Here is a 14,856-nt window from a genome sequence, read left to right as displayed (position 1 = left end):
GGTCAGTCCGCGAGGTCCGCGATGGCGACGACTTTGCTGATCCGCACCCGCACCACCAGTTCGCCCGGCACGCCGTTGCGGGCGCCGAACTCCTCCGCACGGTCCTCGCCCATGTAGCGGGCCGCGATCCGGGTCGCCCAGTGCCGCACGTCAGTGAGATCCTCACTGATCTCCGCCGCCCCCTGAACCACCGCGAAGGAGAACGGCGGCCGGTCGTCGTCCACGCACAGGGCAACTCTGTTGTCACGGGCGAGATTGCGGCCCTTGACCGTCTCCTTCCCGGTGTTGAACACCAGCTCATCGCCGTCCATGAGGAACCACACCGGCGCGATGTGCGGGCTGCCGTCGGCCCGTACGGTTGACAGCTTGCCGGTGCGGGTGCCCTCGGAAAGGAACTTCCGCCACTCGTCCTTGGTCATCTTGTGTGCCATGCCGACATCCTCCCGCCCGCCGCGATACCGCGCGGAGTGGCACGCCGGGCTGCAGACCCGCTTGCCCAGACGCCGGAGGTGGGACAGGCTGGCACGGCAGTCGCGCACTGACTGCGCACTGCCGTCCGGTCAAGGAAGCGGACGGGGATACGGGGAGGAAGCGGCATGGCACTGAGCAGCGGACTCGACTGGCTGCTGGACGACCTGACCAAGCGGGTGGAGAGGGTACGGCATGCAATGGTGCTCTCCAACGACGGGTTGGTGACCGGCTCGAGCCAGGCGCTGGAAAAGGCGGACGCCGAACATCTGGCGGCGGTCGCGTCGGGGCTGCACAGCCTCGCGAAGGGCTCCGGGCTGCACTTCCGGGCCGGGCGGGTGCGCCAGACCATGGTCGAGTTCGACGACGGAATGCTGTTCGTGACGGCGGCGGGGGACGGCAGCTGCCTGTGCGTACTGGCCGGGGCCGACGCCGATATGGGGCAGATCGCCTACGAAATGACGCTGTTGGTCAACCGCGTGGGCGAGCATCTGGCCGTCGCCGCCCGTCGGCCGGAGAGTTATCCACAGGGCTGAGGCGGGGATTGACTCGCTGTCACAGCCTGCCGCTACAGTCGTGACTGTCAGTAATCGACTTCAGTGATCGACTGAGTGCGGGGGATTCGACATGACAGTGATGTGCGACGGGCAGCAGACACTCGCCGTGGGGCGAGCCGCCCAAGAACTGGAGCTGAGGAGCGGTGAGTTCGAGCTCGCCACCCAGCTCGGAGAAGTACGGACGGTCCCGGCCGGGGCGGAAGACCGGCCGGGGGCCGCCGGGCCGCTGGGGCGGCGCCGGGTGCCGGCGCAGGAGATCGCCCGGCTGCAAGCCGAACCCGGATTCCCGGAAGCGCTCCGCGAGCGTATCCGCACGGTCGGCACGAACGAAGCGGCCGAGCTGATGCGGATTGGACCCGGGCGGTTCCAGCGCCTGACCCGCGCAGGCTGCTTCGGTCCGGTCAGGTTCTATGTGAACCGCTACGGCGCGGTGGTCTGGCTCTATCTCGCCGCCGAGATCGCCGAATTCGCCGACCGTGAGCCGGAATTGCTGGCGGGCAACACCCCCGCCGCGATGCGCGTGATGCTCGACGGCGGACAGGACTGGCGGCCACGGCAGTGGCGCGCCCGCCGGGTGGCGCAGCTCATGGGACAGACCAACGACCCGTGGGAGTCGGCGGCGGTGCTCGCTGCCGTACTGCCACCGGAGGAGATGGCCTCGGTCGTCGAGGACCCCAGGGAGCGATCCCTGCTGCGCAGGCTCAAGCCCGTCTTCGTATCGGTGATCACGGCGACCGTCGCCGCCCGGGAATCCCTCGAGCGTGTGCTGACGGCGGAAGAGTTCGACGAGGTGATGTGGTACCGCGTCAATCTCTCCCGGGCCCTCGAAGCCGCCCGCCAGGAAGACCCGGGGAGGCTTCGCAGCCCAGCGGCGCGCTCGTCGGCGGCCCTGCGGAATCAGCCGCCGAGCTTCCTGAACAGCCCCTCCTGCACGACCGAGACCAGCAGCCTGCCCTCCCGGTCGTAAATCCGTCCGCGGGCCAGGCCCCGGCCGCCGGTGGCGATCGGCGACTCCTGGTCGTAGAGAAACCACTCGTCCGCGCGGAACGGGCGGTGGAACCACATCGCATGGTCGAGCGAGGCCATGTCGAAGCCCCGAGGCCCCCACAGCGGCTCGATCGGGATGCGGACGGCGTCCAGCAGGGTCATATCGCTGGCGTAGGTCAGCGCGCAGGTATGCACCAGCGGATCATCACCCAACGGCCCCACCGCGCGCATCCACACCGCGCTGCGAGGCTCCGCATCGTCGATCTCGTCCGGCGTCCAGCGCAGCCGGTCGACATACCGGATGTCGAACGGCTGCCTTCGGGCGAATCTCTCGAGTGCCTCGGGCAGATCACCCAGATGTTCGCGGACCTCGTCCGCGACCGTGGGCAGCTCCTCCGGGCCGGGCACCTCCCGGCGCGTCGGCAATTGATGATCGAAGCCGGGTTCCGGCTTGTGAAAGGAGGCGGTCAGATTGAAGATCGTGCGTCCCTGCTGGACGGCGACAACCCGCCGGGTGGTGAAGGACCGCCCGTCGCGGACCCGCTCGACCTGGTACACGATCGGCACCCCGGGCCGGCCCGGCCGCAAGAAGTACGCGTGCAACGAGTGGACCGGGCGGTCACCTTCGGTGGTCCGCCCGGCCGCCACCAGCGCCTGGCCGGCGACCTGCCCGCCGAAGACCCGCTGGATGCTCTCCTGCGGACTTCGGCCCCGGAAGATGTTCACCTCGATCTGCTCGAGATCCAGCAGATCCACCAGCTTCTCGGCGGGATTGGTCATGACCGGTGGCCCTCCGTCGCAACCCTCGACGGCCTCGGTCGAAGCCGTCGCCTCACAGCTGACCCACATCGGTGACGCGCACCACCGCACGCCCCTCCTCGTCGGAGGCGGCCAGGTCCACCTCCGCGGAGATGCCCCAGTCGTGATCACCGTTCGGGTCGGCGAAAGTCTGCCGCACCTTCCACAGCCCGTGCGCGGCATCCTCCTGAATCTGCAGCAGCTTCGGGCCGCGGGCATCCGGTCCGGTGCCCAGCTCGTCGTATTCGTCCCAGTAGGCGTCCATCGCATCGCCCCAGGCGTCCACGTCCCAGCCGGAGTCGGCATCCATCTCGCCGAGCTCCTCGACCTTGTCCAGCGCCGCCAGCTCCACCCGCCGGAACATCGCATTACGCACCAGCACCCGGAAGGCACGGGCATTGGCCGTGACCGGCCGGACCTGATCCGCCCGCTCCGCGGCCTCTTCCGCCGTCTCCACCTCGGGATTGGCGAGCTGCTCCCACTCGTCCAGCAGACTGGAATCCACCTGCCGCACCATCTCGCCCAGCCAGGCGATGATGTCCTGGAAGTCCTCGGACTTCAGATCGTCCGGGACGGTGTGATCCAGCGCCTTGAACGCACTCGCCAGGTAGCGCAGCACGATCCCCTCGGTGCGCGCCAGCTCGTAGAACGACGTGAATTCCGTGAAGGTCATGGCGCGTTCGTACATATCGCGGATGACCGACTTCGGGGACAGCGGATGGTCGCCGACCCAAGGATGGCTCTTGCGGTACAGGCCATAGGCGTGCGAGAGCAGCTCGTCCAGCGGCTTGGGGTACTCGACGTCCATGAGCCGCTCCATGCGGTCCTCGTACTCGACGCCGTCGGCCTTCATCTGGGCGACCGCCTCGCCCCGGGCCTTGTTCTGCTGCGCGGCCAGGATCTGCCGCGGATCATCCAGCGTCGACTCCACCACCGAGACCATGTCCAGCGCGTACGAAGGCGACTCGGGGTCGAGCAGATCGAAGGCGGCCAGCGCGAAGGTGGACAGCGGCTGATTGAGGGCGAAGTCCTGCTGGAGATCGACGGTCAGCCGGACGATCCGGCCCTCCGCGTCCGGCTCCGCCAGCCGCTCCACGATCCCGCCGTCCACCAGCGACCGATAGATCGCGATGGCGCGACGGATGTGGCGCAGCTGGTTCCGGCGCGGCTCGTGGTTGTCCTCCAGCAGCCGGCGCATCGCATCGAAGGCATTGCCCGGCCGCGCGATCACGGACAGCAGCATCGCGTGCGTCACGCGGAAGCGCGAGGTCAGCGGCTCGGGATCGGAGGCGATGAGCTTCTCGAAGGTGTTCTCGCCCCAATTGACGAAGCCCTCCGGCGCCTTCTTGCGCACGACCTTGCGGCGCTTCTTCGGGTCATCGCCCGCCTTCGCCAGCGCCTTCTCGTTCTCCACCACATGCTCGGGGGCCTGCGCGACAACAAACCCCGCCGTATCGAAGCCGGCCCGGCCCGCGCGGCCCGCGATCTGGTGGAACTCCCGCGCCCGCAGCGTCCGCACCCGGGTCCCGTCGTACTTCGTCAGCGCGGTGAACAGCACCGTCCGAATCGGCACATTCACGCCGACACCCAGCGTGTCCGTACCGCAGATGACCTTCAGCAAGCCGGCCTGGGCCAGTTTCTCCACGAGCCGGCGGTACTTCGGCAGCATGCCGGCGTGATGCACGCCGATACCGTGCCGCACATAACGCGACAGATTCCGCCCGAATTTGGTGGTGAACCGGAAATTCCCGATGAGCTGCGCGATCTCGTCCTTCTCGGCGCGCGTACACATATTGATGCTCATCAGCGCCTGCGCCCGCTCCACGGCGGCGGCCTGCGTGAAGTGCACGATATAGACCGGGGACTGCCGGGTCTCCAGCAGCTCGGTGAGGGTCTCCGTCATCGGAGTCGTGCGGTATTCGTACGACAGCGGCACGGGCCGGGTCGCGGAGCGGACCATCGACGTCGGCTTGCCGGTACGCCGGGTCAGGTCCCCCTCGAACCGCGACATGTCGCCGAGCGTCGCCGACATCAGGATGAACTGTGCCTGCGGCAGTTCCAGCAGCGGAATCTGCCAGGCCCAGCCGCGGTCCGCCTCGGCATAGAAGTGGAACTCGTCCATCACGACCTGGCCGATGTCGGCGTGCTTGCCGTCACGCAGCGCGATGGAGGCGAGCACCTCGGCGGTGCAGCAGATAACCGGCGCATCGGAGTTGACCGACGCGTCACCGGTCAGCATCCCGACGTTCTCGGTGCCGAACAGCTTGCACAGATCGAAGAACTTCTCCGACACCAGGGCCTTGATCGGCGCGGTGTAGAAGGTGACCTGGTCATTGGCGAGAGCGGTGAAGTGCGCGCCGGCCGCCACCAGGCTCTTCCCGGAGCCGGTGGGGGTGGACAGGATGACGTTCGCACCCGAGACCACCTCGATCAGCGCCTCCTCCTGGGCAGGGTAGAGCGTGATGCCCTGCTGCTCGGCCCAGCCCGAAAAGGCTTCGAAGAGGGCATCGGGGTCGGCGTCGTTCGGCAGATGATCGATGAGGGTCACGCCCCCATACTGCCTGTCCCGGGCCCGGATCAGGGAACCGGCCGGAGATATGAAGATCATGTGACCCTTCGGACGGGGTCCCGGCCGGTGGCGACGGCCGCCCGGCGAGGCCTGAGCTGCGGCGATGTCGACGGGGCGCGAGCGATATTTTCTCGGGGCGTGCCCGTGCGGCGCCCTGTCCGCCCGCGATATTGAATGGAATTCTGGAATCGCTCGGACATTCAGCCGTGCAGCCGGGAGAACCGGGAGAACCGGCGTATTTTCCGCATTCCTCTCCGGGGCATCAATATTGCGCGTCACACCGGAAATTCGGGCAGCCTGCCCGTGGATCCGTGGACGTGTAACAGTGGAATATGCGTCGAGTGGCACGGAATTATCCGGTCGCACAATCCGGTGAAGATCAGCCGGCCGGTCCAGGGACCCCTCTCCCGGTCCGCCGACTGCTCGGCTTACCGTAAGGCGCTGCAATGCAAGCCTGGGAGAGTCATGACCATCGAGCAGTCCACCTTCGGCGGGCGAATGCCCGCGAGAGCCGGCGACCTGGGAGTCGAACGGCACGGTATCCAGCCGGTGCCGGAAAGTAACCGCTATGGGAAGCCTCGTCGGCTCTTTACGGTGTGGTTTGCGCCGAATCTCACCATGAGCGGTGTTTTCACCGGCACCGTGGGCATTTCCCTGGGGCTGGACTTCTGGACCGCGCTCATCGCCATGGTGCTCGGCACGGTCGTCGGCGCACTGCCGGCCGCCTACCTCTGCACCTGGGGCAGCCAGACCGGCACCGGCCAGCTGCCGCTGTCGCGGCTGGCCTTCGGCCGCGGTGTGGCGCTGCCCGGAATCATGCAGTGGCTTTCCTCCATCGCCTGGGACGCGCTCATCGGCCTCTTCGGCGGCGAGGCGCTCGCCCAGTTGCTCGGATGGCCGTTCTGGCTGGGTGCGCTGGTGGTCCTGCTCCTCCAAGGGGCCGTCGGCGTCTTCGGCTACGAGGCCCTGCACCAGCTCCAGACCTGGATGACCTTTGTGCTGGGCGCCGCCTTCCTGCTGCTCAGCGTCAAGCTGCTGTCCGGCGTGCCGCTCCCCGTATCGGGCTCCGCCCAGGGCGCCGACCGCGTCGGGGCCTTCGTTCTGACCAGCACCATCGCTCTGAGCCTGGCGATCTCGTGGGCGCCGTACGCCTCCGACTTCAGCCGCTATCTGCCGCGTACGACCGCCCGGCCCCGGATGTTCTGGTACTCCGTGCTCGGCATGGTGCTCTCGTTCGTCTGGGTACAGGCGCTGGGCCTGTGGGGCGCCAAGCTGTTCACCGACCAGACCGCTGCCGGAGTCCACGGCCTCCTGGGCGGCGGTGCCCTCGGCGCCTTCGGCCTGCTGGCCATCGCGGCCGCCGCCGTGTGCAGCAACGCCATGAACGACTACAGCGGCTCCCTGGCTCTCCAGACGGCCGGCGTACGGGTACCCAGGCCCCTCGCCGCCGGTGCGGCCGCCGTGCTCGGCTTTCTTCTGGTGCTGTGGATGCATTCCGCGGACACCACGGCCCGCTTTCAGAATGTGCTGCTGTTCGTGGGCTATTGGATACCCGGCTTCATCGGCGTGGTGATCGTCGACGCGAGGGCGCGGGCCAAGGCCAGGAAGGGCGCGCCGATCGATGTCGCGGCCGAGTTCGCCCGCCCTCAGCCGTGGTGGCCCGCGATCGTCGCTTTTGTGGCCGCATTCGCCGCCGCCGTGCCGTTCATGGACACGACGCTGTTCGTCGGCCCGATAGCGGCCGCGCTGCATGGCGCCGATCTCGCGTACTACGTCGCCTTCGTGGTCGCCGTAGCCGTGTATACGCCGTTGCGGCTGATAGTGGGGCCTCGTGCTGCCGAGGCGAGCGAAGCGGCGGGGACGGCGGGGGCGTAACGCGCCGCGGTGCTCGACCGTTCGGTGGGGATACCGATCTGCGTGCGCCCGCGGCCGCCCGGCGAGGGTAAAGGTGAGGCGACCATTGCCGTCCTCGCCAAGGAGCCCGCGCCCGTGCCTCGTCTCTGCAGCGATCCGCTGTTCCAGTCGTTCGCCGAGCGGGCGCTTGCCGTAAGCACCCGCGGGGGGTCGGAGTACGGCGAGTGCGAGAAAACGCTGGGGCGGATCCTCCCGGGAGACTTCGCCGGGTGGTACCGGGAGTGGACGGCCACCGCCGCCACGGTCGAGTCCTGGGCGCGGGAGAGCGATGAGCGGGGGCATCGGGTCAGCGCTCGCGAGGCGTATCTGCGCGCGGCCACCTACTACCGCGTCTCCTACCTCCCTCTGTTCGGCGCCCCCGTCGACCCCCGGCTGGTCGAAGCGTTCGACCACGAGGGCCGTTGCTTCGACCGCTTCGCCGAGCTCGCGGCGCACCCGATGCGGCCCGTGGAGATCCCCTTCGAGGGCGGCAGCCTGCCCGGATACCTGTGCGCGCCGGAGGACGGGGGCACCCGCCGGCCGGCGCTCATCGGCGTCAACGGCTATGACTCCAACATCCACGAGATGTACTGGTCGCACGCCGTTCCCGCGCTGCGCCGGGGCTACGCCTGTCTGCTCGTCGACGGCCCCGGCCAGGGCAGATCCCTGGTCAAGGACGGCCTGACGCTGCGCCCGGACTGGGAGACGGTGCTGCGTCCCGTCGTCGATCACGCCTTGAAGCTTCCGGAGATCGACGCCGGGCGGATCGCCGTCATGGGATGGAGCTTCGGCGGCTGTCTGGCACCGCGCGGGGTCAGCGGCGAGCCGCGGGTCGCGGCGCTGATCGCCGACCCCGGACAGTGGGACCCTGGGGCGTTCGCCAGACAGCTGCCGTTGCCGGAGGATCTCAAGGAGCGGCTGCCCGAGGTGGACCCGGCGGAACTGGATCCGTATCTTGCCGGGCTCGCGGCCGATCCGACCCTGAACTGGAAACTGGTCCAGCGCGGCCTGTGGGCGCACGGGCTGAGCTCGCTCGGCGAGTACGTGGTGGAGATGAACCGCTACCGGCTCGCGGAGGTGGCCGGATCGATCGCCTGTCCCACGCTCGTCGCGGCCGCCGAGAACGATCCGGTCTCGGCGCAGGCGGAGCAGCTCTATGAGGCCCTGCACTGCCCCAAGAGCCTGGTCCGCTTCACTGCTGATGAGGGATCGGCCGGGCACTGCGAGAGCTGGAACCGCTCCCGCTTCGACCAGCGGGTGTTCGACTGGCTCGATGATGTGCTGGGGGTGTGAGGCCGCACCCGCGCGACCTGGGGAGATCATCTGACGCTACGCTGAGTCGCCGGGCCGACCAGGCGTCAGAAGCGCGGCTTCAGAGGCGTGAGAGCCGACAAGCTGCCGGCACGGCAGCCGACACGACAAAGGTGGGGGAACGACCATGATGGGACCGGCGCACTCGCTGTCCGGGGCCGCGGCCTGGCTGGGGGTGGGCGCGGCGGCCGATGCCGCCGGGCATCCGATGCCCTGGCCGGTGCTGGTCTGCGGAGCTCTGATCTGTGCCGGGGCGGCGCTCGCACCCGACCTCGACCACAAGTCGGCCACCATCTCCCGGGCGTTCGGGCCGCTTTCGCGGATCGTGTGCGAGGTGGTCGACTCCCTCTCGCACGCGGTCTACAAGGCGACCAAGATGCGCGGCGACTCGAACCGCAACGGCGGGCACCGCACGCTCACCCACACCTGGCTCTGGGCCGTGCTGGTCGGCGGCGGGATGGCGCTGCTGGCGATGCAGGGCGGCCGCTGGGCGGTCCTCGGCATTCTCTTCGTCCATATGGTCCTGGCCATCGAGGGCCTGCTATGGCGGGCGGCTCGGGTCTCCAGCGATGTGCTGGTGTGGCTGCTCGGCGCGGCCGCGGCCTGGATCCTGGGTGGCATTCTCGACCAGCCGGGCAACGGCGCCCACTGGCTGTTCACCGAACCGGGCCAGCAGTACCTCTGGTTGGGCCTGCCGATCGTGCTCGGTGCGCTGGTCCACGACATCGGTGACGCGCTCACCGTCTCCGGCTGCCCGGTTCTGTGGCCCATCCCGATAGGCCGCAAGCGCTGGTATCCGCTCGGCCCGCCCAAGGGCATGCGCTTCAAGGCGGGCAGCTGGGTGGAGCTCAAGGTGCTGATGCCGGTCTTCATGGTGCTGGGCGGACTCGGCGGCCTGGGCGCCCTCGGATACATCTGACAGACGTGCACCGCGGCCGGCCGGCCGCGGTGCACGGCAGGGTCCGCGGATCTTGGAGCGGTGGCCCGGGAGCAGCGGCTCGCGGCCAGTGGCTCGGGAGCAATGGCCCCTGAAAGAACACGAAATCCGCGCCCTTTTCCTTGGCCTTCCGGCGAGCCCTGCCGGGGACCAAGACGGCCGTGTCGCCGAGCCGATACCCGGACGATTCGGTGCGTGACGTTCCCGCCGAGCGCTTGAGGTGTGTGGCGGCGAGGGACGCCTCGGGGCCAGGCTCAGTGGGGCGTGGTGAGGCCGAGGCGCAGATGTCCTCCGCGCCGCCGACGCTCTGCGCGATCCACGTGGTAGCGGCATCCGCGTGGTAGCGGCATCCAGTGGCAGCGGCATCGCGTCTTCGCGGATGCCTGGGCCGATGGGCGGGACCGGGGCGCCCGTACGCGTCCGTCCTACTCCGCCGGAATGGGTGGCAGCACGGCGCCGATAACCTCCCGGACCCCCAAGGCCGGTGAAGCCGATCGCTCCGGAATCCGGGGCATCGCCCCGGTGACCTCGGCGACCGGCCTCCTCCGCGGAGGGGTGCCGGCCGGGCCCCCGCCCACCCCTCAGCCGTGCCAGGACCGCCACAGCGCCGCGTACGCACCGTCCGCGGCGACCAGCTCATGATGGCTGCCCAGCTCGCTGATCCGGCCCTCCTCGACCACCGCGATCAGGTCCGCGTCATGCGCGGTGTGCAGTCGGTGCGCGATGGCCACGACCGTACGGCCGTCCAGCACTTTGCCCAGTGACCGTTCCAGGTGCCGGGCCGCCCGCGGATCCAGCAACGACGTCGCCTCGTCCAGTACCAGCGTGTGCGGGTCGGCGAGCACCAGCCGTGCCAGCGCGATCTGTTGGGCCTGCGCCGGGGTGAGCGTATGGCCGCCCGAGCCGACCTCGGTGTCCAGGCCCTCGTCCAGCGCCCGTGCCCAGTCCTCGGCGTCCACCGCGCTCAGCGCCGACCACAGCTCGGTATCTGCCGCGTTCGTGCGGGCGAGCAGCAGATTGTCGCGGAGCGAGCCCACGAAGACGTGATGCTCCTGGTTGACCAGGGCCACATGCGCGCGGATCCGTTCGGCGGGCATCGCGGACAGCTCGGCCCCGCCCAGGGTGACGGTGCCCTTGCGCGGGCCGTAGATACCGGCGAGCAGCCGGCCCAGCGTCGACTTGCCGGCGCCGGACGGGCCGACCAGAGCCAGCCTGCTGCCGGGGCGGACCCGCAGCGAGACCTCGTGCAGGACGTCGGCGCCCGCGCGGTAGCCGAAGCGCACCTTGTCGGCGCGGACGTCCCGGCCGACGGGCGAGACCGTCTCGTCCGCGGCCTCCGGCTCGATCTCCCGGACGCCGACCAGCCGCGCGATGGACACCTGGGCCACCTGCAGCTCGTCGTACCAGCGCAGGATCGTGTCGATCGGCTCGCTCATCATCTGCGCCAGCAGCGCACCCGTCGTCAGCTGACCAGGCGTCAGATATCCCTCCATGACGAACGCTCCGCCGATCAGCAGCACCGCACCGAGGAGCAGCACATGCGTCACATTGATCACGGGGAAGAGCACCGACCGCAGGAACAACGTGTACCGCTCCCACTGCGTCCACTCGCGGATCCGGCGCTCCGACTGCGCGATACGGCGGGCGCCCAGCCGGTGCGCCTCGATGGTGCGGCCCGCGTCCACGCTTTCGGTGAGCGCGGCGGAGACGGCGGCGTAACCGGCGGCCTCGGAACGATAGGCGCCCGGCGCCCGTTTGAAGTACCAGCGGCAGCCGGCGATCAGAAGGGGCAGCGCTATGAGGACGGACAGTGCGAGCGGCGGCGCGGTCACGGTGAGCCCGCCGAGCAGCAGCGCGATCCACACCACGCCGATGGACAGCTGCGGAACGGCCTCACGCATCGCCTCGGAGAGCCGGTCGATGTCGGTGGTGATACGGGACAGCAGATCGCCGGTCCCGGCCCGCTCCAGGACGCTCGGCGGCAGCGCCACGGACCGTACGAGAAAGTCCTCGCGCAGATCGGCCAGCATCTGCTCGCCGAGCATCGCCCCGCGCAGCCGTACCAGCCGTACGAACAGGGTCTGCGCGGTCAGCGCGAGGGCGAACAGCGTGATGGTGCGGGCCAGTTGGATATCCCGGCTGCCTGCGGAGAGGTCCTCGACCAGTCCGCCGAGCAGATAGGGCCCGACCATCGAGGCGATGACCGCCGCGGCGTTCACGCCGACCAGCAGGGCGAAGGCGCGCCGGTGGCGGCGGATCAGACCGGCGACGTAGGCGCGCACGGTGGCCGGGGAGCCGACGGGCAGGGTCGTGGTGGTCTGCGGGGTATCCGGATCGTGCTCCGGTGGCGCCAGGCCGATCATGCGGGCTCCTCGAGCTGCGCGGGGGCTTGTCCAGGTGGGGCGAGTGCCGGGCCGGCCGGGGTGCCGTCGGTTTCGCGGGTGACGACGGCGCGGTAGTCGGGGTGGGTGCGCAGCAGTTCGCGGTGGGTGGCCGCGGCGGCGACCTTGCCGGACGGGAGGAAGACCACGTAGTCGGCGCGGTCCAGCAGAAGGGGGCTGGAGGTGAGGACCACCGTCGTACGGCCGGTGCGGATCTCCCGGAGGCCGTCGGCGATACGGGCCTCGGTGTGTGAGTCGACGGCGCTGGTCGGCTCGTCCAGCACCAGAACTCCGGGGTCGGTCACCAGCGACCGGGCCAGGGCGAGGCGCTGGCGTTGGCCGCCGGAGAGCGACCGGCCGCGTTCGGTGATCCGGGTGCGCATCGGGTCGCCGGAGTCGTCGACGGACGCCTGCGCCAGCGCGGTCAGCACATCGCCGCACTGCGCCGCGGCCAGCGCCTGTTCCATGCCCACCCGTCCGGAGGCCGGTACGTCGAGGAGTTCGCCGAGGGTGCCGGAGAGCAGGACGGGGTCCTTGTCCTGGACGAGTACGGCCCTGCGGGCGGTGTCGCGCGGCAGGTCGTCCAGAGGGGTGCCGCCGAGGAGGACCGACGGCAGCCGGTCCGCACCCTCGCCCGGATCAGGGGGATGCCCGCCGAGGCGTTCGGCGAGCCGGCCCGCGGCGTCGGGGTCGCCGCAGACCACCGCGGTCAGCCGGCCGGCCGCGACGGTCAGGCCGCTGGCCGGGTCGCACAGCTCACCGTCCGGCGTCCCGTCGCCGGCGATCCGGCCCTCCGCCGGGCGGGTCAGCGCCAGTACCCGCGCCGCGCGCTTCGCCGACGGCTTGGAGAAGGAGTACGCCATCGCGATCTCTTCGAAATGACGGAGGGGGTAGAGGAGAAAGGCGACCGCGCTGTAAATGGTGACGAGTTCGCCGATCGCGATCCGGCCGTCGAGGGCGAGCCGGACGCCGTACCAGACCACCGCGATCAGCAGCAGGCCCGGCAGTACGACCTGTACGGCGGAGATCAGGGACCACATCCGGGCGCTGCTGACGGCGGCCTTGCGTACCTCCTGGGAGGCGCTGCGGTAGCGGCTGAGGAAGAGTTCCTCGCCGCCGATGCCGCGCAGCACGCGCAGCCCCGCGACGGTGTCGGAGGCCAGCTCGGTGGCCTTGCCCGCCTTCTCGCGCTGGGTGTCGGCGCGCCGGGTGGCATGCGGCAGCAGCGGCAGGACGGCCAGCGCCAGGACGGGTACGCCGAGGGCCACCACGATGCCGAGGGCGGGCTGGTAGAGGACCAGGGCCACACAGACCCCGACCGAGGTCAGCGCCGCCGCCCCGAACCGGGAGATCCGCTCGACGAACCCGCCGATCTTCTCCAGGTCGCCGGTGCTGACGGCGACGATCTCGCCGGCCGCCACCCGCCGGGTCATGCCCGAGCCGAGCTCGGTGGTCTTGCGGGCCAGCAGTTGCTGCACCCGGGCGACGGCGGTGATCCAGTTGGTGACCGCCGAGCGGTGCAGCATGACGTCGCCGAGGGAGACCAGCACCCCCAGTAACACCATGAGGCCGCCGGAGAGGGCCAGTTGGCCGCCGTCGCGGTCGACCGCGGCCTGGACGGCCACGCCCACCGGAAGCGGGAAGGAGGCCACGGCGCCGGTGTGCACCAGCCCCCACAGGAAGGCCTTGATCTGCCCTCCGAGCTGCTGTTTGTAGAGCCAGAGGAGGAAGCTGCCGCCGGTCCGAACGTCGGGATCGCCGGGGTCGGGATGCGGAAGGTCGCGAATGTGCATGATGTCCAAGGCATGTCGTGGGTGGGTGTTCGTGCCGACGGGAGTGGTGCGGCGAGCGGGAACGCGTGGGGGTGCGAGAGCCGGGGCGGGAGAAGGGAAGGTTGGCGCGCCGGGCGTGCCGATTTCAAACGGTTTTCCGCGGCCGGCGCCGATATCGGGCCAATCGTGTGGGACGCGTACGCACAGGGCGGGTGCTGAAGGTTCGTCGGACATCCGGTGCGACGATGTGTCCATGCGAATTGCGGGCAGTGCGATGCGGACGGCGGCGGTGGCCGCAGCGGGTCTGATTCTTCTGGCGGGCTGCGGGGGCGGCGCGAGCGGCGGCGACGGCAAGGACGACGGCGCGGGGAAGAGCAAGCGTCCCCTCGGCCCGGCGCGCGGCGCGTCGGCGAGCACGCATCTCAAGAACATTCCCGAGGTCGGAGGCGCTCTGCGGTCGCGGATCCCGGCCGATTCCCGGCAGGTCGTGGCGGTCTACGGCGAGGGCATGGACTCCGCCGAATCCACCGTCGTGCTCTACGAAAAGGGCCCCAAGGGCTGGGATCGCAAGGCGACTTGGGCCGCGCACAACGGCCGCAACGGCTGGACGGAGAGCCACCATGAGGGCGACAAGCGCAGCCCCATCGGGGTGTTCTCGCTGACCGACGCGGGCGGCGTCCTCGCGGATCCGGGTGCCCATCTGCCGTATACGCATTCGCGGGAGTTCACGCCGCCCTCGTACTGGGACAAGGGTACCCGGCACGACTTCGACTATGTCGTGGCCATCAACTACAACCGCGTCAAGGGAACCTCCCCGCTGGACCCGACGCGCCCCCAGGGGCAGTCCAAGGGGGGCGGGATCTGGATGCACCTGGACCACGGCAGCGGAACGTCCGGCTGCGTCAGCGTCCCCAAATCCGGTATGGCGGCATTGCTGCGCACCCTCGATCCGGCGCGGCACCCCGTTGTGGTGATGGGGGACAAGGCGCATCTCTCGGCCTAAGTGTGCAGGTGGCGGGGCGAAGGGGGTCTAGCGGGACAGCCGGGCCGATGCGGCTTGGACCAAGCTCCAAGATTTCCCGGGAAGTTACACGGATCTCTTTCGTGCGGAACGCCAAGCGGCAATAGTGACGGACCGCGGAAGTCCACTTCCGCATTACAGAATCCGTCCATGTAGGAGTGC

11 protein-coding genes are annotated in these 14,856 nt (G+C 69.7%); 6 read left to right on the top strand and 5 right to left on the bottom strand.

The features are described 5' to 3' along the window. Window positions 1–2 precede the first annotated feature (2 nt). On the bottom strand, window positions 3–431 hold the full coding sequence (locus ACZ4S3_RS01575; protein WP_467924431.1) for a PPOX class F420-dependent oxidoreductase: 429 nt from the start codon (window positions 429–431) through the stop codon (window positions 3–5). Between the two features lie 165 nt (window positions 432–596). Here ACZ4S3_RS01575 and ACZ4S3_RS01570 point away from each other — a divergent pair, with 165 nt between their 5' ends. Then, complete coding sequence (locus ACZ4S3_RS01570; protein ID WP_467924429.1) at window positions 597–1,004, top strand: roadblock/LC7 domain-containing protein; 408 nt, start codon at window positions 597–599, stop codon at window positions 1,002–1,004. Window positions 1,005–1,095: 91 nt separating this feature from the next. Next, window positions 1,096–1,992: a DUF6397 family protein gene (locus ACZ4S3_RS01565; RefSeq protein ID WP_467924427.1), complete on the top strand. Its 897-nt coding sequence runs from the start codon at window positions 1,096–1,098 to the stop codon at window positions 1,990–1,992. Here the strand turns inward: ACZ4S3_RS01565 and ACZ4S3_RS01560 are convergent. Both ACZ4S3_RS01560 and ACZ4S3_RS01555 read right to left on the bottom strand, forming a co-directional pair. Continuing rightward, entirely contained in the window at window positions 1,923–2,792 is an 870-nt protein-coding gene (locus ACZ4S3_RS01560) for an acyl-CoA thioesterase (protein WP_467924425.1), read from the bottom strand. The genes ACZ4S3_RS01565 and ACZ4S3_RS01560 overlap by 70 nt on opposite strands. A 52-nt stretch (window positions 2,793–2,844) precedes the next feature. Then, window positions 2,845–5,358 carry a DEAD/DEAH box helicase gene (locus ACZ4S3_RS01555; protein WP_467924423.1) on the bottom strand — a complete coding sequence of 838 codons (2,514 nt, stop codon included), beginning with the start codon at window positions 5,356–5,358 and terminating at the stop codon, window positions 2,845–2,847. A gap of 486 nt (window positions 5,359–5,844) precedes the next feature. Here ACZ4S3_RS01555 and ACZ4S3_RS01550 point away from each other — a divergent pair, with 486 nt between their 5' ends. The 3 genes from ACZ4S3_RS01550 to ACZ4S3_RS01540 all read left to right on the top strand — a co-directional run bounded on the left by ACZ4S3_RS01550 (window position 5,845) and on the right by ACZ4S3_RS01540 (window position 9,502). Then, window positions 5,845–7,254 (top strand): purine-cytosine permease family protein, encoded by a 1,410-nt coding sequence (locus ACZ4S3_RS01550; RefSeq protein ID WP_467924421.1) that lies wholly within the window; start codon window positions 5,845–5,847, stop codon window positions 7,252–7,254. A 114-nt stretch (window positions 7,255–7,368) separates the two neighbouring features. Beyond that, on the top strand, window positions 7,369–8,565 hold the full coding sequence (locus ACZ4S3_RS01545; RefSeq protein ID WP_467924419.1) for an alpha/beta hydrolase family protein: 1,197 nt from the start codon (window positions 7,369–7,371) through the stop codon (window positions 8,563–8,565). A gap of 145 nt (window positions 8,566–8,710) precedes the next feature. After that, on the top strand, window positions 8,711–9,502 hold the full coding sequence (locus ACZ4S3_RS01540) for a metal-dependent hydrolase (protein WP_467924417.1): 792 nt from the start codon (window positions 8,711–8,713) through the stop codon (window positions 9,500–9,502). A gap of 599 nt (window positions 9,503–10,101) precedes the next feature. Here ACZ4S3_RS01540 and ACZ4S3_RS01535 read toward each other — a convergent pair. Beyond that, window positions 10,102–11,883: an ABC transporter ATP-binding protein gene (locus ACZ4S3_RS01535; RefSeq protein ID WP_467924415.1), complete on the bottom strand. Its 1,782-nt coding sequence runs from the start codon at window positions 11,881–11,883 to the stop codon at window positions 10,102–10,104. Beyond that, window positions 11,880–13,694, bottom strand: coding sequence for an ABC transporter transmembrane domain-containing protein (locus ACZ4S3_RS01530; protein ID WP_467924413.1), 1,815 nt, complete (start codon window positions 13,692–13,694; stop codon window positions 11,880–11,882). Before ACZ4S3_RS01530 ends, ACZ4S3_RS01535 begins: the two co-directional genes overlap by 4 nt. Before the next feature lie 232 nt (window positions 13,695–13,926). On the opposite strand from ACZ4S3_RS01530, the gene ACZ4S3_RS01525 reads away from it, so the two are divergent. Beyond that, on the top strand, window positions 13,927–14,676 hold the full coding sequence (locus tag ACZ4S3_RS01525; protein WP_467924411.1) for a L,D-transpeptidase family protein: 750 nt from the start codon (window positions 13,927–13,929) through the stop codon (window positions 14,674–14,676). The last annotated feature ends 180 nt before the right edge of the window (window positions 14,677–14,856 follow it).

Source organism: Streptomyces sp. NPDC028368, from assembly GCF_055565615.1.
The sequence above is the reverse complement of the archived record's forward strand: the minus strand, read 5'-3'. Positions and strand labels throughout refer to the sequence as shown.

Bases quoted from the DNA above. Each gene is read 5' to 3' on its own strand.
- ACZ4S3_RS01575 (WP_467924431.1), bottom strand. From the start codon at position 431: ATGGCACACAAGATGACCAAGGACGAGTGGCGGAAGTTCCTTTCCGAG.
- ACZ4S3_RS01570 (WP_467924429.1), top strand. From the start codon at position 597: ATGGCACTGAGCAGCGGACTCGACTGGCTGCTGGACGACCTGACCAAG.
- ACZ4S3_RS01565 (WP_467924427.1), top strand. From the start codon at position 1,096: ATGACAGTGATGTGCGACGGGCAGCAGACACTCGCCGTGGGGCGAGCC.
- ACZ4S3_RS01560 (WP_467924425.1), bottom strand. From the start codon at position 2,792: ATGACCAATCCCGCCGAGAAGCTGGTGGATCTGCTGGATCTCGAGCAG.
- ACZ4S3_RS01550 (WP_467924421.1), top strand. From the start codon at position 5,845: ATGACCATCGAGCAGTCCACCTTCGGCGGGCGAATGCCCGCGAGAGCC.
- ACZ4S3_RS01540 (WP_467924417.1), top strand. From the start codon at position 8,711: ATGATGGGACCGGCGCACTCGCTGTCCGGGGCCGCGGCCTGGCTGGGG.
- ACZ4S3_RS01535 (WP_467924415.1), bottom strand. From the start codon at position 11,883: ATGATCGGCCTGGCGCCACCGGAGCACGATCCGGATACCCCGCAGACC.
- ACZ4S3_RS01530 (WP_467924413.1), bottom strand. From the start codon at position 13,694: ATGCACATTCGCGACCTTCCGCATCCCGACCCCGGCGATCCCGACGTT.
- ACZ4S3_RS01525 (WP_467924411.1), top strand. From the start codon at position 13,927: ATGCGAATTGCGGGCAGTGCGATGCGGACGGCGGCGGTGGCCGCAGCG.